This window comes from Streptomyces viridosporus T7A, from assembly GCF_008704515.1.
GTDB classification, from domain to species: domain Bacteria; phylum Actinomycetota; class Actinomycetes; order Streptomycetales; family Streptomycetaceae; genus Streptomyces; species Streptomyces viridosporus.
Map to the genome: position 1 here is coordinate 2,651,314 of NZ_CP023700.1, position 20,199 is coordinate 2,671,512.

A 20,199-nucleotide genomic window follows, 5' to 3' on the forward strand; every position below is an offset into this window, starting at 1 on the left:
CGGCGGGTCGGCTCCCCGAGGGGTGCGGTCAGCGGGGCGCGATGCCGCCCAGGGCGTAGTCGACGAGGGTGTCGGTGTACTCGTAGGAGATCGGCCCCGTGTACTGGAGCCAGCGCTGGGCGAGCGGGGAGACGAAGAGCTCCAGGGCGATGCGCGGGTCGACGTCGGCACGGACGTCGCCCGCCGCCTGCGCGGAGCGCAGCCGGTCGACGTACAGCCGGAGCTGCGGTTCCAGCAGCTTGGCCACGAACCTGCGGCCGAGTTCCTCGTTGACGACGCCCTCGGCGGCCAGTGCGCGCGACGGCGCCTCGAAGGCCGGGTCGTGCAGCTCGTCGACCGTGGCGCGCAGGACGAGCTTGAGGTCGGCGGCGAGGTCGCCGGTGTCCGGCAGGGCGTGGGCCTCCTGCCCGGCGGCCTGAGCGGCCTGCTCGCTCAGATCGAGGAACGCCTCCAGGACGACGTCGGCCTTCGACGGCCACCACCGGTAGATCGTCTGCTTGCCGACACCGGCGCGGGCGGCGATGCCCTCGATCGTCGTCCTGGGGTAGCCGACCTCCGCGACCAGGGCGAGGGCGGCGTCGTAGATGGCCCGCCGGGAGCGCTCGCTGCGGCGGGTGGCGTCGGGGGTGTGCTTGTCCCGGGTGGACCGGGCGGATTCGTTCGGGGCCATGGGTCGAATTTATCAGGTTGACAAGACGGTCCGTCTCGTCTGACAGTGGGGAGCGTCAAAAGCGAGACGATACGTCTCGTCAAGGGTGTCTTACGTGGCACGCACCGAAGGAGATCACCATGGCCCGAGGCGGAGCCGGAAACATGCTGGGCGTCGGCGGCAGCCGGCGGCACCTCGGCCGCGAGGCCCTGCGCGGCGGCGGACGCGGCGGACGCGTCGGCGGCGGACACGATCCGCAGGCGCAGAAACGGGAACTGCTGCGCGCGCTCCAGGAGAAGCGGCAGGAGCAGCAGCGGCGGCGGCAGGAGGAGGAAGGGAAAGAGGGGTCGGAGGAATAGGAGAGGTGGCAGAGACGGGAGGAGCGGGACAGTCGGGCTCCGCTCGGCCGGTGCTGTGACCGCGCAGGTCCACCGGGTCGGTGAGGAGAACGGCCGGCGGGCTAGCCCGCCGGCGGCCAGGCGTCGCCCCAGTCGGTGTCCCGGGCCGCCCGGTACAGGTCGCCGTGGCGTTTGGTGACGGTGGTCCGGCGCAGGGACGGGTCCGTCTCGCACAGGTCGAGCAGGACCTGCCCCTTGCGGATCTGCGGCTTGCGGACGACGCGGGCGGCGGCGGGGGTCGCCGGGAGCCGGGTGGCGGCGACGTAGCTGAACTTCTCGTCCTCGTAGGCGAGGGAGCCGCCCTTGACCTGGCGGTGCAGCGAGGAACGGCTGACCCGGGCCGAGAAGTGGCACCAGTCGGTGCCGGGGGCGATGGGGCAGGCGGCGCTGTGCGGGCAGGGGGCGGCGATGCGGAACCCGGCGGAGACCAGGCGGTCGCGGGCCTCGATGACGCGGGCGTAGCCGTCGGGGGTGCCGGGCTCGACGATCACGACGGCCCGCGCGGCCCCGGCGGCGGCGTCGACGAGGGCGGCGCGGTCGGGGGCGGTCAGTTCGTTGAGGACGTAGGAGACGGTGACGAGGTCCGTGCTCGCGAGGGTGAGTTCCGCCGTGATGCGGGCGCGCTGCCACCGGGCGTCCTTCAGCGCGGGGTGCGCGGCGGCGAGTTCCCGGCCGAGGGCGAGGGCGGGCTCGGCCCAGTCCAGGACCGTCACGGGCCGCCCGCCGTCCCAGGTCGCGCTCACCGCCCAGGCCGCCGCACCGGTGCCGCCGCCCACGTCCACGTGGTCGCCGGGCGCCCATCCGGGCACCGCGCGGGCGAACGCCTCCAGCGCCGACCGCACCGCCTCGAACGTCGCGGGCATGCGGTACGCGGCGTACGCGGCCACGTCGGCGCGGTCCCGCAGGATGGGGGCCCCGGTCGGGGTGGCGCCCCGGTAGGTGGCGATCAGCCGCTCGACGGCCTGGGCGGCCTGCCGCGGCGGAAGCCCGTCGAGCAGCCCGGCGAGGGCGGCGCGCAGGGTTTCGGCGGGGGTGAGGGAGGCGGCGGGGGCGTTCACCCCACGATTCTCTCAGCTCCGCCGGACCGCCCGGTCACCGTGCCGCCCCGGCGCCCCGCACCGCCCGGGCCACCCGGGTCCCCGCGTCCGCCCGGGGCGCGTTGTCGGGGGCCGGCCGGCGGCGGGGGTGGACGGTGTTGGCGAGGAGCACCAGATAGGTGTCCGTGGCCCGGTCCAGGACCAGCGACGTCCCCGTGAAACCGGTGTGCCCCGCCGCCCCGCGCCCCGCCAGTTCGCCCATGAACCAGGGCTGGTCCAGGGCGAAGCCCAGCCCCGGCGGGGTGAACAGCAGGTCCACGAAGTCGGGGCCGAGGATGCGGGCGGGGCCGTACGAACCGCCCGCCAGCAGCGCGCGGCAGAACACCGCCAGGTCCCGTCCCGTGGAGAACAGCCCGGCGTGGCCCGCGACCCCGCCCAGCGCCCAGGCGTTCTCGTCGTGCACCTCGCCCCGCAGCATCCCCCGGTCCGCCTTGGCCCACGGCCGCCGCTGGTCCTCGGTGGCCGCCGCGCCCGGGCACGGCCCGAAGCCGGTCGCCGTCATGCCGAGCGGGCGGGTGATGCCGTCCCGGACCAGCGTGTCGAGCGTGCGGCCGGTGAGGCGTTCCAGGACGTGCTGGAGCAGCAGCATGTTGAGGTCGGAGTAGCAGTACGTGCCGGGCACGCCGACGGGCGGCTCGGCGCGCAGCAGCGCCAGGCGCTGCGCGTCGTCGGCGCAGGCGTACAGCGGGAGTTCGGGGCGCAGCCCGGAGGTGTGGGTGAGCAGTTGCCGGACGGTGACGCCGTGGCGCGCCGCCGCCGTGAAGTCCGGCAGGTACGCGCCCACGCGCGCGTCGATGCCGAGCGTGCCCCGCTCGATCTGCTGCACGGCGGCCACCGAGGTGAACAGCTTGGTGAGGGAGGCCAGGTCGAAGGGCGTGTCCACGGTCATCGGCACACGGGCGCCCGGCGGCAGCTCCACCGCGGTGTCCGTCCTCTCGTCGTACGCCGCGTACCGCACGGCCCAGCCCGCCGCCTCCTGCACGGCGAGCACCGGGCCCCGGCCGACGACCACGACGGCCCCGGCCGCCCAGGGGCGCTCGCCGGCGGTGCGGGCGCGGACCTCACGGACCAGCAGGCGCAGTTCCCCGGGGTCGAGTCCGGCCCGTTCCGGTGTGCCGTGACGCAGCCTCGGGGCGCTCAGAAGCCCTCACCCTCCGCGCTCGCCCGCCCCTCCCAGGGACGGCACAGGCCGGTGAAGCAGGCCAGCGCCGCCAGCGCGGCGACCAGTTGGACGACGGCCATCGGGACGGCGGTGTCCTCCCCGGCGATCCCGACCAGCGGGGAGGCGATCGCGCCGACGAGGAAGGACGCCGTGCCGAGCAGGGCCGAGGCGGCACCGGCGGCCTGCCGGGTGCGCATCAGGGCGAGGGTCTGGGTGTTGGGCATGGTGATGCCCATCGCGGACATCAGCACGAACAGCGCGGCGGCCACGGGCACCAGCCCGACCTCGCCGAACACGCCCAGCGACATCAGCAGCAGCGCGACCGCGGCGACGACCACGACGCAGAGCCCGAATCCGAGCACCCGGTCCAGCCGGACCCGGCCGACCAGCACCTTGCCGTTGATCTGCCCCATGATCATCAGGCCGATCGAGTTGAGCCCGAACAGCAGGCTGAACGTCTGCGGGGAGGCCCCGTAGATCTCCTGGACGACGAACGGGGAGGCCGCGACGTAGGCGAAGAGGGAGGCGAAGGCGAATCCGCCGGTGAGCATGTAGCCGGCGAAGACCCGGTCGGCGAGCAGCCGGCGCATCGAGCCGAGGGCCGCGCCGAAGCCGCCGCCGTGGCGGTCGGCGGGGGCCAGCGTCTCCGGCAGCTTCGCCCAGACCAGGGCCGCCAGCAGCACCCCGAGGACGGCGAGGACGACGAACACGCCCCGCCAGTCCGTCACCCGCAGGACCTGCCCGCCGATGAGCGGTGCCATGATCGGCGCCAGGCCGGAGATCAGCATGAGGTTCGAGAAGAAGCGGGCCATGGCCACACCGTCGTACAGGTCGCGGACCACCGCCCGCGCGATGACGATGGCGGCCGCGCCCGCCAGGCCCTGCAGCAGCCGGAAGGCGACGAGGAGTTCGACGGTCGGCGCGAACGCGCACAGCACGGTGGCGACGACGTAGACCGCGAGGCCGACGAGCAGCGGGCGGCGGCGTCCCCACCGGTCGCTCATCGGGCCGACCACCAGCTGCCCGAGCGCCATGCCGGCCAGACAGGTGGTGAGCGTGAGCTGGACGGTGGCGGCGGACGTGTGCAGGGACCGGGTGACCTCCGGGAGGGCGGGGAGGTACATGTCCATCGCCAGCGGGGGTACGGCGGTCAGGCCGCCCAGGAGGAAGGTCACCAGCAGACCGGTGCGGCCGGCGGTCGCGCGGAGCGCCGGTGTGACACCCGTCACCGGGTTCGCCGCCGGACGCGCCGCCGGATTCGTCGCCGTTTCCTCCGTTGAGTCCGTTCGCGCCGTCGAGTTCGCCGTCGGATTCGATATGGACGCCCCGCCCTCGGGCATGTGACCCCTCCCTTTCCGCGTCGTCGGCTCCCTATGCTCTCAGCTCGTACGGGGTGCTCGGCGTCGACGACGATGCCGTGGGAGCGCTTCCATGGACGTTCGCGGCCGAGGTGCCGACGACACGAGCAGGGGTGGGACGGATGACGGGGCGGAACGTGCGTTGGGGGATCCTGGCGACCGGCGGGATGGCCGCGACGTTCACGGCGGACCTGGTGGACCTGCCGGACGCGGAGGTGGTGGCGGTGGCGTCGCGGTCGCCGGAACCGGCGAAGGCGTTCGCCGAACGGTTCGGGATACCGCGGGCGTACGGCGACTGGGAGTCGCTGGCGCGGGACGAGGAGGTCGACGTCGTCTACGTCGCCACGCCGCACTCGGCGCACCGCGCGGCGGCCGGACTGTGCCTGGAGGCCGGGCGGAACGTGCTGTGCGAGAAGCCGTTCACGCTGAACGCGCGCGAGGCGGCGGAACTGGTCGCCTCGGCGCGGGAGAACGGGCGCTTCCTGATGGAGGCGATGTGGATGTACTGCAACCCCGTGGTGCGGCGGCTCAAGGCGCTGGTCGACGACGGCGCGATCGGCGAGGTGCGCAGCGTGCAGGCGGACTTCGGACTGGCGGAGCCGCTGCCGGCCTCGCACCGGCTGCTGGACCCGGCGCTGGGCGGGGGCGCGCTGCTGGACCTCGGGGTGTACCCGGTGTCGTTCGCGCAACTGCTGCTCGGGGAGCCGGCGGACGTGGTGGCGCGGGCGACGCTCTCGGAGAGGGGCGTCGACCTCCAGACGGGGGCGCTGCTCTCCTGGGACGACGGCGCCCTCGCCTCGGTGCACTGCTCCCTCGTCGGCGGCACGGCGACCTCCGCCTCGGTCACCGGGTCGAAGGGCCGGATCGACGTCCCGTACGGCTTCTTCTTCCCGGACCGGTTCGTGCTGCACCGGGACGGCCGGGACGCCGAGGAGTTCACGGCCGACCCGGCGGACGGCCCCCGCAACACCCTCAAGCACGAGGCCGCGGAGGTGATGCGGGCCCTGCGGGCCGGTGAGACCGAGTCCCCGCTCGTCCCGCTCGACGGCACCCTCGCCGTGATGCGGACGCTCGACGCGATCCGGGACCGCGTCGGCGTCCGCTACCCGGGGGAGCGCCGCTGAGCGAGGACCGCCGATCGGCTCCGGGGCTCAGGCGGGTTCGAGCCCCGGTTCTCCCGCCGCGGTGACGAAGGACGCCGCCGTCGCGATCGGCGCCCCGGGCCGGGTCACGTACGGCACCGTCCGGAAGTCGGCGCGCGCGGCCTCGCGGCCCAGCTCGACGGTCACGTAACCGCGCCGGCCGTCGTAGAACCGCAGGTGCGGGTTGGCCGCCAGGTAGGTGTCCCGGTTCGCGGGCTTCTCGGTGCCGTCCTTGCCGCTGGCGATCGAGGTGGCCACGATCTCGGTGCCCACGGTCCTGGAGTCCGGGTCGTCGAAGTCGTCCTTGATGTCGAAGGCGTAACCGACGTGCACGTCGCCGGTGAGCACCATCAGGTTCTCGATCCCGGCCGCCTTCGCCCCGTCGAGGAGGCGGCGGCGGGAGGCGCGGTAGCCGTCCCAGGCGTCCATGGACAGCCGCGAGGGCGTGGCGAGGTCGAACTTCCGCTGGGAGAAGACGACTTGCTGCGGCACGACGTTCCACAGCGCCCGCGAGGAGCGCCAGCCGTCGAGCAGCCAGCGTTCCTGGGAGGCGCCGGTCATGGTGCGCGACGGGTCGTCGATGTCCGGGCCGGGCAGCCGGGCGCCGTCGCCGTAGGCCTGGTCGGAGCGGTACTGGCGGGTGTCGAGCACGTCGAACTGGGCGAGTCGGCCCCACTGCAGGCGCCGGTACAGCCGCATGTCGGGGCCGTCGGGGAGTTGGGGGCGGCGCAGGGGCTGGTTCTCCCAGTAGGCGCGGTAGGCGGAGGCGCGGCGCAGCAGGAACTCCTCCGGCGGGACGTTGTTCTCCGGGATGTCGTCGGCGTAGTTGTTCTCGGTCTCGTGGTCGTCCCAGGTGACGACGAAGGGGTGGGCGGCGTGCGCGGCGCGCAGGTCGGGGTCGGTGCGGTAGAGGGCGTAGCGCAGCCGGTAGTCCTCCAGGGTCACGGTCTCCCGGTCGAACAGGGCGGGCAGGGTCCGGTCGGTGTAATTGCGGGCACCGCCCGCGGAGTTGACCGCGTACTCGTACAGGTAGTCCCCGAGGTGGAAGACCACGTCGACGTCGTCGGCGGCGAGGTGGGCGTACGGGGTGAAGTAACCGTCGTGGTAGGCCTGGCAGGAGACGGCGGCCAGCGTGAGCGAGCGGGGCCGGGCCCCGGGTTCGGGGGCGGTGCGGGTCCGGCCGGTGGGGCTGATCCAGCGGCCCGTGCGGAAGCGGTAGTACAGGACGCGGTCGGCGCCGAGGTGGCCGACCTCGACGTGCACCGTGTGGTGGAACTCGGGGTGGGCGGTCGCGGTGCCGCGTCTGGCGATGCGGCGGAACCTCTCGTCGTACGCCACCTCCCAGTGCACGGTGACGCGTTGGGCGGGAAGACCGCTGTCGGCCTCGAACGGGGCGGGGGCGAGCCGGGTCCACAGGAGCACGGAGTCCGGGCGGGGGTCGCCGGAGGCGACACCCAGCGTGAAGGGGTCCTCGGTGAGGCGCGCGGCGTCGAGCTCGGCGGCCGCCGCGGTGCCCGCGGTGGGCAGGTTCACCGCGAAGGCGAGCGCGGCGGCGGCGCCGGTGGCGGTCAGGAAGCGGCGGCGGCCGATGTGCCGGGCAGCCGTGCGGAGTTCGGGAGCGTGCTGTGACTGACGGGCCTCGGATGTCATCCGGTCCTCCCCTGGTCTACGGATACGGGAGGAATGGGAGCGGCCGGGGACGACACCGCATTGACGCGTACACAGCATTCGGATGACGATCGCATGAGGTCCGCACGACGGAGCCGCCGACGGAGGCGGACGCGCGGCGCGCGCCCTTCCCGACGACGACGGTGCCGTGCGCGGGCCGCGCTCGGGTGAGGACGCGCCGTCCGGGCCGCCCGCGTCACCCGATGGTTCGTCAGGTTCCCTAGTGCGCCGGAGTTTCAGAGGTGGGCGGAGGGATGTCACAGGCCACGTCCGAGGGGGAAGCGGCAGTTGACCCACGCCATCGGGACGGGGTGGGCCCGCGGGAGGCCGCGGGTACGCACCGCGCGGGGAACGGCTGCCTTGTCCGGCGGACCGATCCGCGTCCGGGGGCACCGCCCCCACCGGACCGTCGGGCCATCAGGCCGTTGGGCTACCGGGCTACCGGACGAGGATCCGCTCGACCTCGGCCATCCGCTCGCCGGTGAGCAGGCCCCTGGCGAGCGGGCTGCGGTTGACGGAGGCGAGGCCCGCCTCCTCGCACAGCCGGAGCATCTCGGGCGTGTCCGTGAGCACGTTGAGCGCGTGCTGCACGGCGCAGTGCGGCCCCTTCGCGAACACGGTGGCCGCGAACACGGCGGCACGGGCCGGGTCGTCGGTGCTCCAGGCGTAGGCCCGGATCAGTCCCTGCGCCACCTGTTCCTCGCACGCGTCGCGGAGCCCGGCGGCCCGCTCGGGGTCGGCGTCGGCGAGGTGGAGCCGGTACAGGTCGATCCGGTCGGTGCCGAGGCGGCGCAGCGAGGCGGTCAGGGCCCGGCGGAGGTGCTCCGGCGAGTCGTCGCCGCCGGTGAGGGTGCGGGTGTCCGCGTCGAAGGCGTTGCCCCCTTGGTGGCGACGACGACCTCGTCCCGGCGGCGGCCGAGGGCCCGGCCGAGGACGCGTTCGCTGTGCCCGGTGCCTCCCCCAAGCTCTCAGCTTCGTTCGAGCAGGGAGGTACCCCCTCGTCGGCGGTGTCGAAGAAGGTGACGCCTAGGCGGTGTCTTCAAATGATCTTGAGTGGTGGATCATGGTCGGGTGATACGTCGCCATGAACTGTCGGATACCGAGTGGGAGTTCGTCCGGCCATTGCTGCCCGCCTCGTTGCGGGGCAGGAAGCGGCTGGACGACCGCACGGTCCTCAACGGGATCGTGTGGAAGTTCCGCACCGGAACCGCCTGGCGGGACGTGCCCGAGCGGTACGGCCCGTGGGCCACGCTGCACACCCGTTTTCGCCGGTGGGCCCTGGACGGCACCTTCGAGCGGATGCTCCGGGCCGCCCAGGCGCAGGCGGACGCGGCCGGGGACATCGACTGGCTGGTGTCGGTCGACTCCACCGTTGTCCGCGCCCACCAGCACGCCGCCGGCGCCCGAAAAGGGGGATCCACAACCCCGCCCTCGGACGCTCCCGAGGCGGCCTGACCAGCAAAATCCACCTCGCCTGCGATGCCCTGGGGCGCCCGCTCGCCTTCACCGTCACCGGCGGCAACACCAACGACTGCACCCAGTTCACCGCCGTGATGGAGGCGATCCGGGTGCCCCGCCTCGGACCGGGACGGCCCCGCGTCCGGCCCGATCACGTGCTCGGCGACAAGGGCTACAGCTCCAAGGCGATCCGGGCCTGGCTCAGGCGACGGGGCATCGGCCACACCATCCCGGAGCGGGCCGACCAGATCCGCAACCGGCTCCGCCGCGGCCGCCGCGGCGGGCGGCCGCCGGCCTTCGACAGGCAGCTCTACAAACGGCGCAACGTGGTCGAACGCTGCTTTAGCCGCCTGAAGCAGTGGCGCGGCATCGCCACCCGCTACGACAAGACCGCCGAGTCCTACCAAGCAGCCGTCACCCTCGCATCGCTCCTGATGTGGGCGTGACATTTGAAGACACCGCCTAGGCCGAGGGCGCGCCGGACCACCCGTACGGACTCCTCGTCGTCGACCCTGCCCCAGCCCAGCGGCTGCCCCGCGGAGTCCTGTCACTCACCGCCGATCGCCCAGCAGCCGAACCCGACGGCGCCGACCTCGATACCGCTGCGTCCCAGCGTCCGTGTGCTCTCCGTGGCCGGGGACGCCAGGACTTCGAGCGCGCGCGAGGGCAAGCCCCCGCACGAGCGTGGAGAGGATCAGGCCTGACCGGTCTCGAAGCGGGAGATCCGGCCGTCGTCGTCCACGGTGAAGGTCCAGCGGGTGCGCATCTCGCCCCAGGTGTCGTTGCGGTAACGGGCGACGAGAGTGCGGCCCCCGTCGGACTCGTTGTCGACCTCCATGTGGCCGTTGGCGGAGAAGATCTCGCGGTCGATCCAGTCGGCGAGGTCGCGGTCGCTGCCGTCGTCCGCCATGGTCGCGCCGGGGGCGAGAAGGGCCATGAAGCCCTCGCGGTCGTGGTTGTTGACGGCGGTGACGAAGGCCCGGACGGCCGGGTCGCTGAGACGGGCGGTCTGAATCGTCATGCCTGCCAGCGTCGTCCCGGCCCCGGGGCCCCGCCACCCGTGCCACCCGAACGGCGTCCGGCGGCGGGCCGGGCCGACAGCGGACTGCGACGGTGGTCACGGCGAAGCGACTGCTCCGGGAGACGACGTGACCTGTTACGAACGACGCGATCTGGGCCTGCTGCTGCTCCGGCTGGGAACCGGCGGGGTGCTGGCGGCGCACGGCGCGCAGAAGCTGTTCGGCTGGTTCGGCGGGGGCGGCATCGAGGGCACCGGCCAGTTCATGGAGACCATCGGCTACGCGCCCGGCAAGGCCAGCGCACGGGCCGCGGGCCTCGCGGAGACCGGCGGCGGCGTCCTGCTGGCGCTCGGCCTCGCCACCCCCGCGGCGGGCGCGGCGGCGGCCGGGGCGATGGCGGGCGCGGCGGCCGTGCACGCGCCCAGCGGCTTCTTCAACCAGGAGGGCGGCTACGAGTACGCGGCGAGCCTGGGCCTGACCGCCGCCGGCCTCGCCGTCGCGGGCCCCGGCCGGTTGTCCCTGGACCACGCCCTCGGCCACACGGTCAACCGGGGCTGGATGGTCCCGGTGGCCTTCGCCGCGACCGCGGCGGCCACGGCGGTGACCGTGGGGGCGCGCAGCCGCCGGCTGCGGAAGGCACGGGAGGGCGCACAGGAGACGCTGTTCGAGTAGGGCACCGGACGCCGGGGGCTGTCGGTGCCCTGTGCCAGGCTCTGTCCCATGAGCGACCACCTGCCTCCTCCCCCGGTCACGGCTCCGCCTCCGGCTCCGGCCGTCGATCTGTGGGACGCCGTCGACGACCTGTGCGCGTGGCTGGACGCGAACCGTCCGGTCGAGGGCCGGGAGGGCCTGCTGCTGCGGATCCTCAAGCTGTCCGAGGAGGTCGGCGAGGTCGCCGAGGCCGTGATCGGCGCGACCGGCCAGAACCCGCGCAAGGGCACCACGCACACCTGGGACGACGTCCGGTCCGAGCTGTGCGACGTCGCCGTCACGGCCCTGGTGGCCCTGCGCACGCTCACCCCCGACGCCCGCGAGGTCTTCGCCCGCCACCTGGCCCGGGTCACGCACCGCTCGCTCGGAGCTCCCCGACCGGACCCGTCCGACGGTTGATCCCGTGGCGGGCCGTGGGAGCCGGCGTCCGCGGGACGTGCCGGTGGGGCGCTGCCCCGATGGAAGGGGGGAGTCCGGCGCCTTCGGCCGGAGGAGGCGCCGTCCGCTGTTCCCGTGGCGCCGACGCCGAGGACCGGCGGGCCGCCCCTTCGGCGCTCGGCGCCGATCACGCGAGAGGGCGGGGCCTGACACCGATGCGAACCGTCCGCAACGACGGACGGTTCGCATCGGTGGCCGACCCCGCCGAACCGGTGCGGCGGGCGCCGCGTGGGGCTGGCGTGCCGCACCGGTCTCGCTCAGCGGATCCGAGCGGGTCTAGCAGGCGCCCAGGTCTTCCCAGACGTCGGCGGAGCCGGGCCGCTCGTTCGTCGTCCACCACTTGGCGCGGTAGGTGCGACCGTCGTGGGTGACGGTGTCGCCGCCGTGGTAGACGGTGCCGGTGCTCCAGACCGGCGCGGCGCAGGAGTCCGACCCGCCGCCACCGTTGTTGCCACCGCCGTTGCCGCCGCCGTTGTCGCCACCGCCGTTGCCGCCGCCGGCGATGTCGACGTCGATGCAGGCGTAGAAGGCGTTGTTGGTGTCGGCCACGTTCCAGACGGCCAGGACCTTCTGGCGGCCCTTCAGGTCACCGAAGTCGACCTGGTGGCTGACCTGGGCGGGAGGCTGCGCACCCCGGTCGTTGAACTCGGCGATCTTCCGGTCGCCGACGAAGTACTGCCAGGTGTCGGTGGCGTGCCGTGCCGTGAGCTTCCAGGTGAAGGTGTGCGATCCGCCGACCGGCGTGACCCGCCAGGCCTTGCGGTCGTCGTCGAGGTCGGCGAACTGGGCATTGCCGCCGCTGCAGCTGCGCAGGCCCTTCGGGCCCTCGACGCTCTGCGGCTCGTACTTGATCTGGCCGCAGTCGACGACGCCCTGGGCGCACTGGTCCTGGCGGCTGCCCGGGTCGGTCACCCAGCCGTGGGCGTTGGCCGTACCGGCCGGAAGGGTGATGGCGAGGAGGGGGGCGACCATGGCTCCGACAGCCAGGGACGCTCGCCTTTTCATGTCCATGTAATGACTCTTTCTTCGGTGTACATGAGAACCGGCCACGGAGCACGACATCGCCGACGCACACGGTGTGCACCGCATGTGTCCTGCGCGCCTCGCCGACGAGGCGAGGGCGGAGCGCGCGGTCGCGCCGCCGCGGCGGACACCACACGTCGCCCCGGCCCGTGAAGGCACCGGGACGCGGGCGGGCACTGGCCTAGACCTGTGCTCGCCGGTCTAGACCATAGCGGGGAACCGTGAACCGTCAAGAGGTCTTCACCCAAGGGAAGTTGACAACGACCGCGTCGACGGACCCCCCGAACACCGCTCCAGTGACGGCGGGAACGACATACGGGCAGGTGGGGAGGGAGCAGAGGGGCACCGACACCCGGTGGTGACCTCCGCGTCCCCGTTGACGGGGTGGTGATGTTCACGCCCGACGGGACCGGGTCGTCGGACCGGGCCGTCGGACGCCGCGGGTCGAGCCACACCCGCAGCGGCTTCACGGGCCTGTTCGGCAGCCCCACCCAGCCAGCCGGCGCCGCTCGGCGGCCTCCCAGCGGGGGGTCAGCAGGCGGTGCGTTCGACAGCCCTCGGCCGGCGGTACGGCTTCACGGCATACGGATTCAGTGGTCCGTCCCCCTCCACCACAGCACTGGGCGCACCGGCTCGGGAGGACCCGGAAGACGGCGCACGAGGAGGTCGTGGACCTCGGCACCGTCCCGGAGCACCACGGGAGACGAACCACCGGTCGCCGGGCGCGTCCGTACGGTCGACTAGGCCGTCCGGAGGCATCCGGATGGTGAACCGAGGGATCGACCCGGACGATGGTGCTCGAGTCCCGGCGCAGCACCGGGTCTCCTGGTCCGCTGCGGGGACCGGATGCTCCGCAACGCCACCGCGAGGTACGTGCCGCGGGAAGCCGGCAGGGGCTCGCCGGACGGCGCTCCACCCGTGCGGTGCCGCAGGGCCGCAGTGACGGTCGAAGTCGAAGGAGAACTCCGTGGGTCCAGTTGGCATAGGCCGGTGCCTGTCGGCGGGACTCTTCGCCGACGGCTCGAGCGTGTGCTCCGGTCGCGGCCACCGTCAGCGCCCGACGGACGGCCTGCGGCGTCAGGGGGTGATCACGTGAGGACTCCCTCCTGGACCGGCGCCGGCTCGCGCCTGCGGGCGCTGCTGCGCACGACGAACACCGGGAAGTCACCGGCTGCCCTGGCGTTGATCCTGCTGGTCCTCCTCCCGACGGCGCTGCTGCTGGGTTGGTGGGGCCTCGAAGACCTCAGCGGGGCCCTGACCTACACGGGGCGCATCACCGGTGCCATCCTCATCCTGGTCTCGGCCCTCTCATTGTTGGGCGCTGCCGCGGTCGTGGACCACTGGGGACGGAACGTCTTCCCCTATTCCGGAATGGTCGCGCTGATCGGCACGGTCGCGGCATTGGTGGCCAACACCATGCTTCTGCTCGAGGCATTCAGGGACGGCGATTCCACGCTTTACCGGACGCTGTTCAGCCTGCTCACGGCGGGTTCCGCGTGGGCCGTCTTCACGGTGTGGCGGACATCGGTCGTGATCCCCTCTCCGAAGCGGGTGGCCGCGGCACTGATCATCTCCTCGGCTCTCGCGGTGGCCAATTTCGGCTACCAGCACCTCTACCAGCCGTCCCAGCGCGGCGCCAAGCCCCTCGTCAGCATCACCGTGGGAGAGCCCGTACTGAGCAAGGACCGCAAGGAATTCGCCGTACCGGTCGAGATCAGGATCGACAACCGCAGCGACATGGGCTTTTACGTGCTCGGCACCGAATTCCACGCCATGGGCGAGCAGGTGTCGCTCAGCCGGACGGACCGGCCCCGCGAACAATGGCGTGCGGATGCCGAGACGTTCCGTGACTTCTACGTGCAACACCCACTCTCCCGGAGGGAGATCTACCAGCCCGGTCAGTTGGTGTTGGCGCAGCCATGGATGTCTGCCGGGAGTTGGATCGAGGCGAACGACGCGTTCGTCACCCGAACGGTCGTGCAACTGCCCATCGACACACCGTATGACCAGTTGGCGCTCTACGCCTCCGCGCAATTGGCACGCAAGGACCGGGCCGGTCTGGACCAGATCCAGTTGAAGGGATACTCCTGGAGTGGCGGCAAGATGCCCCAGTGGGTCACGAGGGACAAGAGCCGCGACTCCGTCGCCTACCGCGGCCGGGTGTACGAAAACAATGCGATCGACCAGCACACGAGGGACCCCCGCTACGTGGCTGTCTATTGGCAGTTCGGCGCGCATGGCGCGGGCCTGTCGGTGTCCATCACGCGAAAAGGTGAGGAAAACCGCATCCTGTCCAGAGCGGAGATACGCGAGACGTTGAACCGGTACGGCTTGATCGCCGCCGAAACGGGTCCGATCAAACGGACCCTCTGGGACATCAAGGACCAGGTGTGACCGGCATGGCCGCACGGGGCGCGCGGGAGCGCCGGTCCAGTCGCTCCAGCCACGCCACGAGGGCGAGCGAACTGTTCACACGGTCCCAGGAATAAGAGTCCCCCATGCCGAACTGTGCCTCCCTCACCGCCCGGCACAGCGTCTCGACGTCGAACATCTCCGCGACCAGCGGATGCCTCGCGGAGCGGCAGAGGTCGATGAGTTCGTCACCGTGGGTCCGCAGGCCGCGGGCGTAGAGCTGGTTGAAGGGGACCTTGGCGACCCGGCCGCCGATCCGGGGCGGAAGCAGATCCGCCATCGCCTCGCGCAGTACCGCCTTCGGACGGCCCGGCTGGAGCGCAGTCTCGGCGGGGAGGCGGCGCATCGTGGCGATGACCTCCGGGTCGAGGAAGGGGTGCGAGAGGAAGAACCCGTCCTGCCGAGCGCGGCGCCAGGACAGCGGGTCGGGAGCGGCGAGGTAGTTGGCGGCCTCGTAGAGGGACAGTTCGGGCCTGCGCCCGAACACGAAGCGGCTCTCCGCGATGCCGGCCCCACGGTAGCCGTGGGCCCGCGCGAATCCGGGACGCAGCCATGGGGGGCGGGCGAAGCCGCCGAGGCCGCCGAGCACCGTTCCGCGGCGGCGGACGAGCGCCGTGACCCGTTCGGCGGTCAGCGGAAGAGCCGGCCGCACCACGTAGGCGGAGACGACGTCCCACAAGCCCCGCTCGCTGCCCGCGGCCCAGTCGCGTGCCTGCCCCGTCATCTGCCGGAGCCGTCCCGTGCGGGCCAGCCGGTGCAGGTGGAACGGGTTGGCGTCCACGATCGGATCGGCCCCGCAGCCGGTCAGGAGGGTGTCACAGCCCAGATCCGCCGCAGCGGCGTGGAGCCTGCTCCAGAACGGGGCGCGGAAGGCGTGCGCATGCGGCTCGTCCGGGTCTCCCGCGTGGTGCTGGAAGTCGTCGAAGTCGGCCACGTCGTCGGCGTCGACGATCACCGGGCGGGCGGCGGGCGCGTGCCGGCGGATCTCCGCCATCGCCTCGTCCAGGTAAGGCTGTTCGGCAGCGAGCTCTCCCCGTCCGAAGCGCCCGGCGAGCAGGACGAGGTCCCCGGGGCAGCCCTGTCCCGCGGCCGACAGGCGTGCCGCGAGCAGCGCGACGCTGGTGGAGTCGGTGCCGCCGGAGACATGGCACGCCGTCACCCTGCCCATACGGCGCCCGACGGCGTTCTCCAAGGCGAGGCGCAGCTCCTTCGCGGCCCCGGCGAGGCCGGGTCCGTCCGCCGCCGGTACCGACGGGTCGTGGGCCTGACGGACGCGTCGCAGCACCCGACCGCGCATCCGCCCCGTGAGCGAGAGTTCCACCACCTCGCCCCCGAGTACGCGGTGCACCCCGGTGAAGGGGGTGAGTTCCGTGTGGGGTTGCGCCATGTTCCCGGTCAGGTACCGGCAGAAGTAGCGCCGGTCCAGCTCCGCTCCGCCGCCCAGGTGGCGCGCCGAGGTGCTCACCGCGGTGACACGACCACCGGTCTCCCCGAAGAACAGGGGGATGCGGGCCTGCTCGTCCCGCACCAGCAGGATGCGGTCGCGGCACACCAGGACGGCCGCGTAGTCGCCGGTCGGCAGGGGCGGTGCCGCCTGCGGCCGGCCCCAGTCGTCGAGGAGGCCGCGCGCTCCCGCCACGCGCTCGCGGACGGAGCGGACCCAGCCGACGACCACCGCGGTCCCGGCCCGTGAGGAGACCGCCGTCACGAGCCCCTGCCGCGCCATGGTTTCGGCCGCCCAGAGCTTCGGGACGTCCCCGTCCCACTCGAGGCGGAGTGCTTCCACGTCACTGCCCTCCGCCGCCGACCGAGAGGACCGGCGCGAAGGCGTGTCCGCGCGGATCGGCGTCGGGGATGCACAGGCCGGCCGAAGACGTCCAGGCGTGCAGGGCGAACGGGTGCTCGCGCACACCGACGTGGAGCACGGCCTTCAGGCCGCGCCGCCGTAACAGGACGAAGGCCGTCATGGCCTCGGCCTTGCAGTCGCCGTTGACGAACCAGCTCCTGTGACCGTGTGACTGCACCGCCCGTTTCAGCCGTTCGACGTCCTCCGTGGCGGCGGGGTCCGCACGGACGTAGGCCGGGGCCGCCAAGGACAGGAGCCGAAGGGCGCGCCCGAATCCCACGGTGCGGATCAGCAGGTGCACTCCGCGCAGCCAGAGCCCGACCGCGGCGTCCGACTGCCGCCTCGGGCGGGCCGTCGCACACCCGGCGCGGAGGAGACCGGTGACGATTTCGGCGCGCTCCCCGGAGGCTCCCCCGGCGAACTTCCGGATGTCCGCCGTCGTCACCCCGAGAAAACGCGTCCGCCGCCAGTCCGCGATCAGCACTCCGTCGGACATCCTGGTGACACGGCAGTGCGGTGACAGGATCCGCACCATGGCCACCAGGGCATCGGTGTCCTCTGCCGCGTCCTCTGCCACCACACATCCTCCAAGGTCGGTCTGACACCTTCCCTGCGGCGGACCCGGTCCGACGTGGGGGCAGTGTCAGTACTGGTATCCGTGACCGTCGTAGTAGGCGCCGCTGTAGCCCCGGATCAGACGGCCGTTGCCGAGCAGGACGAGCCCATGCGGCATGCGACGCCGCAGCAGTCGGAGGAACATCGCCTACCTCCATAAATCAGGTAGTATCGATAAAATTTAGGTTACTCTTTCCTGGGTGCCCCGCAACCGGGCTGCCGGCGCCCACGCGCCCGCACGCCCGCGCTCAGTCGGCGGCGGCGCCGAACCACCGGGGCAGGTGGCCGAGCAGATCCGCCTGGTCCTCGCCGGCCCACGCCACGTGGCCGTCCGGCCGCAGCAGTACCGCGGGCACGTCCAGTTCCTCGCTGACGTCGACGACGTGGTCGACGCGGTCCGCCCAGCCCGCCGCCGAGAGCCGGCCGGTCTGGTCGAGCAGCAGCCCGCGGCCGCCGCGCATCAGCTCGTAGAGGCGGCCCCGCTTCAGCCTCACGTCCCGCATCCGCCGGCCGAGCAGTTCGTGGCCCTCGCCGAAGTCGTAGCGGACCTCGACCGCGGTGATCATCCCGGTCACGTACCGGTTCACCTCCTCGAAGTCCATCAGCCTCGAGAACAGCTCCCGCAGCGCGGTCGCCCCCGGATCGGTCCCCAGCAGCGTGATCTGCGCGCGGGTGTTCTCCAGCACGCGGGCGCCCACCGGGTGCCGTTCGGCGTGGTAGCTGTCCAACAGCCCTTCCGGGGCCCAGCCGTTGACCACGGCGGCCAGCTTCCAGCCGAGGTTGAACGCGTCCTGCACACCGAGGTTGAGCCCCTGCCCGCCGGTCGGCGGGTGGATGTGCGCCGCGTCGCCGGCCAGCAGCACCCGGCCGACCCGGTAACGCTCGGCCTGCCGGGTGGCGTCGCCGAACCGGGAGAGCCAACGCGGCGCGCACGCACCGAAGTCGGTGCCCGCGACGGCCCGCAGCCGCTGCCGGAACTCCTCGAGGGTCGGCGCGCTGGCACGGTCCTCGGCCACACCGTCGGCGGGCACGACGACGCGGTACACCCCGTCCCCGAGAGGGGCGGCGCCGAACCGCAGCTGGGTCCTGCGGACCTCCTCGACGACGGCGGCGACGGCCGCCGGGTCCTCGGTCAGCTCCATCTCACCGAGCAGCGTCTCGACCTTGGCGGGTTCACCGGGGAAACCGACGCCGATCTCCTTGCGCACCAGGCTGCGGCCGCCGTCGCACCCGACGAGGTGGCGCGAGCGCAGCCGCGTGCCGTCCGCCAGCTCGACGGTCACCCCGTCCTCGTCCTGGCTCAGCCCGATCACCTCGCAGCCGCGCCGGATCTCGGTACCGAGCTCCAGGGCACGCTCCTCGAGCAGCCGCTCGGTGACCGGCTGCGGGGTGGCGACGCCGTACGGGTGGGCCGTGTCCAGCCGGTCCGGCCACGGCTTGACGATGCCGCCGAAGAGACCGCCGACCTGGAACTTCTCACTGACCGCGAGGAACCGGTCCAGCAGACCGCGCTGGTCCATCAGCTCGACGCTGCGCGTGTGCAGGCCCTGCCCGCGGGACTGCCCGGTCGGCTCGGTCAGCCTCTCCAGCACGACCACGCGCACGCCGTGCAGCCGCAGCTCGCAGGAGAGCATCAGCCCGGTCGGCCCGCCGCCGACGACGATCACGTCGATCATCACCACACCCCGTTTCCACAGATTCCGGTCACGGCCGGTGATTCTCCGGCACGACCGGGGCCTTGCCGCAAGGCCCCCGGTGCGCTATACGTTGAGAGTGGCAAGGAGTGAGTGACCTCCTTGCCTTTCTCATTTGCCGCGTCTTCCCGCGCCTCTTCCCTCGCCCTTTTCTTTTTTCTTTCGCCGTCCGCCGCGCAGGCGCCCGGCCGTGCCACGATCGGCCCGGACGGCGCGATCGGCCCGGACATGGCGGAGCCCGGGAGGCGTATCCAGCTCCCGGGCCCCTGGGGATGCCACCCCATTGCGCACGCCGGCGGCGTTTAAGAGGACGGATCAGTCATCATGCCGTCGTGTTCTTCCGTTGAACTACCGCACCAGGCAAGAGGTGCAGACGAGAGTCGAACTCGCATCCGACGGCGTTCGTCCGTCCCCGGTCGATCCGGCGATCGGTGGCGATGCTGAGACTGGAGCGAGAGTCTGAGATTGACCGCGGCTGCCTCTGCCGTGTTGGGCCACCCCGGCCCGGTGTCGGGCTGTTGTGCCGGGGGAAGGACTCGAACCTTCACTGTCACCGCTTCTTCAGGCTGAACTTCAGTGTCAGCTTGCGCTCATCGCGCGAACCGGTCCTCAATCCGGTCCGCGCCTGTCGCGCACCCCCGCGCTCGCACGCGGGGGCGATCGTGGATGTTGCTCGCGGCCGGTGTCAGCCGAACAGGTAGCCGAACACCGCCTCGCCGACCCGCTGGTCGGTGACCTCGGTGCCGTTGGCCTCCTCGCGGGCGAACTTCACCGCCTGCTGGAGCTTCTCGACCCGCTCCACCAGTTCGTTCACCCGACGCGCCGGGAGCGCCCCGGAGAACTTCACGGTCGTCCAGTACCCGATGGGCACGTCCTCGTAGTACACCTCGACCTGCGCCGGGTGCTTGTCGGTCGCCTCCGCCTTGACGTGGTTGCGCGGGACCTTCTTGGTGCGGATCGTGCGCACCGGGTCCGTCTTCCACCAGTCCGTGGACGGGTCGCGGGACCAGGACTCGGCGGTGTCGAGCGTGGGGAGCTTCCTGACGAAGGTGTGGAGGTCGGTGAGCTGCTTCTCCAGGAACAGCAGGTGGCTCACCGGGACGTCGGCGAGGATCGTCCGCCCGTCGACCGTGACGTCCGCGCGGGCCGTGCAGTTCGCCCAGTCCTTGGTGGCGGTCACGTCGAACAGCCGGGTCAGCGACGCGGACATCTCCCGCAGCACGTCCTCGGCCTGCACCTGCACCCGCGTGGACTCGGGAGGCAGTTGCTCGCCCTCCTCGTCCTTCGGCTGGTACGTGCGCGAGATGCCGGACAGCAGCGCCGGCTTCTGCACCTTGTGGTGCGCCGCGGTGACGTCCTGGAGCGACTTGCTCTTGACGCCCTTCTCGACAGCGATGATCTGGTTGAGCTTCGCCACGTGGTCCCCCCTTCGAACAGCGGCAACACTGTCACGAGACAAGGGCGACCGCACCCGGTTTTTCCAGGTCGTGGGCGGCAAACGAGTCGGGT

Annotated in this window: 16 protein-coding genes and 3 pseudogenes; 6 read left to right on the top strand and 13 right to left on the bottom strand. The window is 72.5% G+C overall.

What is annotated here, in order from left to right:
- Positions 1–28: 28 nt before the first annotated feature.
- Positions 29–670 carry a TetR/AcrR family transcriptional regulator gene (locus CP969_RS12435; RefSeq protein ID WP_004988903.1) on the bottom strand — a complete coding sequence of 214 codons (642 nt, stop codon included), beginning with the start codon at positions 668–670 and terminating at the stop codon, positions 29–31.
- A 119-nt stretch (positions 671–789) separates the two neighbouring features.
- Here CP969_RS12435 and CP969_RS12440 point away from each other — a divergent pair, with 119 nt between their 5' ends.
- Positions 790–1,008, top strand: coding sequence for a DUF6243 family protein (locus CP969_RS12440; protein WP_026085244.1), 219 nt, complete (start codon positions 790–792; stop codon positions 1,006–1,008).
- Positions 1,009–1,109: 101 nt separating this feature from the next.
- On the opposite strand, the gene CP969_RS12445 is transcribed toward CP969_RS12440, so the two are convergent.
- From CP969_RS12445 to CP969_RS12455, 3 genes are read right to left on the bottom strand one after another with little or no spacing between them, the layout of a single operon-like run.
- Positions 1,110–2,105 (bottom strand): small ribosomal subunit Rsm22 family protein, encoded by a 996-nt coding sequence (locus CP969_RS12445; RefSeq protein ID WP_004988900.1) that lies wholly within the window; start codon positions 2,103–2,105, stop codon positions 1,110–1,112.
- Positions 2,106–2,139: 34 nt separating this feature from the next.
- Positions 2,140–3,285: a serine hydrolase domain-containing protein gene (locus tag CP969_RS12450; RefSeq protein WP_026085243.1), complete on the bottom strand. Its 1,146-nt coding sequence runs from the start codon at positions 3,283–3,285 to the stop codon at positions 2,140–2,142.
- Positions 3,282–4,646 (bottom strand): multidrug effflux MFS transporter, encoded by a 1,365-nt coding sequence (locus CP969_RS12455; RefSeq protein WP_026085242.1) that lies wholly within the window; start codon positions 4,644–4,646, stop codon positions 3,282–3,284. The genes CP969_RS12450 and CP969_RS12455 overlap by 4 nt, the downstream gene beginning before the upstream one ends.
- 140 nt (positions 4,647–4,786) lie before the next feature.
- Here CP969_RS12455 and CP969_RS12460 point away from each other — a divergent pair, with 140 nt between their 5' ends.
- The gene (locus CP969_RS12460; protein WP_016826553.1) at positions 4,787–5,788 is read left to right on the top strand and encodes a Gfo/Idh/MocA family protein; all 1,002 of its coding nucleotides are present in this window, start codon (positions 4,787–4,789) and stop codon (positions 5,786–5,788) included.
- A gap of 27 nt (positions 5,789–5,815) precedes the next feature.
- Here CP969_RS12460 and CP969_RS12465 read toward each other — a convergent pair whose 3' ends face one another.
- Positions 5,816–7,456: an alkaline phosphatase D family protein gene (locus CP969_RS12465; RefSeq protein ID WP_016826552.1), complete on the bottom strand. Its 1,641-nt coding sequence runs from the start codon at positions 7,454–7,456 to the stop codon at positions 5,816–5,818.
- 489 nt (positions 7,457–7,945) lie between these two features.
- Positions 7,946–8,504: pseudogene (locus tag CP969_RS12470) on the bottom strand (aldo/keto reductase); the annotation flags it as partial.
- Between the two features lie 44 nt (positions 8,505–8,548).
- Here CP969_RS12470 and CP969_RS12475 point away from each other — a divergent pair.
- Positions 8,549–9,378, top strand: a pseudogene (locus tag CP969_RS12475) (IS5 family transposase).
- Positions 9,379–9,383: 5 nt separating this feature from the next.
- On the opposite strand, the pseudogene CP969_RS33795 reads toward CP969_RS12475, so the two are convergent.
- A pseudogene (locus tag CP969_RS33795) lies at positions 9,384–9,578 on the bottom strand (aldo/keto reductase); the annotation flags it as partial.
- A gap of 48 nt (positions 9,579–9,626) precedes the next feature.
- Complete coding sequence (locus CP969_RS12485; RefSeq protein ID WP_004988894.1) at positions 9,627–9,953, bottom strand: hypothetical protein; 327 nt, start codon at positions 9,951–9,953, stop codon at positions 9,627–9,629.
- A gap of 127 nt (positions 9,954–10,080) precedes the next feature.
- On the opposite strand from CP969_RS12485, the gene CP969_RS12490 reads away from it, so the two are divergent.
- Entirely contained in the window at positions 10,081–10,623 is a 543-nt protein-coding gene (locus tag CP969_RS12490) for a DoxX family protein (RefSeq protein ID WP_016826551.1), read from the top strand.
- A 48-nt stretch (positions 10,624–10,671) separates the two neighbouring features.
- Positions 10,672–11,061 carry a MazG-like family protein gene (locus CP969_RS12495; protein ID WP_016826550.1) on the top strand — a complete coding sequence of 130 codons (390 nt, stop codon included), beginning with the start codon at positions 10,672–10,674 and terminating at the stop codon, positions 11,059–11,061.
- Positions 11,062–11,376: 315 nt separating this feature from the next.
- Here CP969_RS12495 and CP969_RS12500 read toward each other — a convergent pair whose 3' ends face one another.
- Entirely contained in the window at positions 11,377–12,111 is a 735-nt protein-coding gene (locus CP969_RS12500) for a lytic polysaccharide monooxygenase (RefSeq protein WP_026085240.1), read from the bottom strand.
- Between the two features lie 1,104 nt (positions 12,112–13,215).
- On the opposite strand from CP969_RS12500, the gene CP969_RS12505 reads away from it, so the two are divergent.
- Positions 13,216–14,517: a hypothetical protein gene (locus CP969_RS12505; RefSeq protein ID WP_004988890.1), complete on the top strand. Its 1,302-nt coding sequence runs from the start codon at positions 13,216–13,218 to the stop codon at positions 14,515–14,517.
- On the opposite strand, the gene CP969_RS12510 is transcribed toward CP969_RS12505, so the two are convergent.
- The 4 genes from CP969_RS12510 to CP969_RS12525 form a co-directional block, all read right to left on the bottom strand.
- The gene (locus CP969_RS12510; RefSeq protein WP_016826548.1) at positions 14,501–16,321 is read right to left on the bottom strand and encodes an asparagine synthase-related protein; all 1,821 of its coding nucleotides are present in this window, start codon (positions 16,319–16,321) and stop codon (positions 14,501–14,503) included. The two genes, CP969_RS12505 and CP969_RS12510, sit on opposite strands and share 17 nt — an antisense overlap.
- Before the next feature lies 1 nt (position 16,322).
- Entirely contained in the window at positions 16,323–16,958 is a 636-nt protein-coding gene (locus tag CP969_RS12515) for a lasso peptide biosynthesis B2 protein (protein ID WP_004988888.1), read from the bottom strand.
- A 286-nt stretch (positions 16,959–17,244) separates the two neighbouring features.
- Complete coding sequence (gene rox, locus CP969_RS12520; RefSeq protein ID WP_026085239.1) at positions 17,245–18,672, bottom strand: rifampin monooxygenase; 1,428 nt, start codon at positions 18,670–18,672, stop codon at positions 17,245–17,247.
- Positions 18,673–19,375: 703 nt separating this feature from the next.
- Complete coding sequence (locus tag CP969_RS12525) at positions 19,376–20,107, bottom strand: DUF7873 family protein (protein ID WP_016826545.1); 732 nt, start codon at positions 20,105–20,107, stop codon at positions 19,376–19,378.
- Positions 20,108–20,199 lie beyond the last annotated feature (92 nt).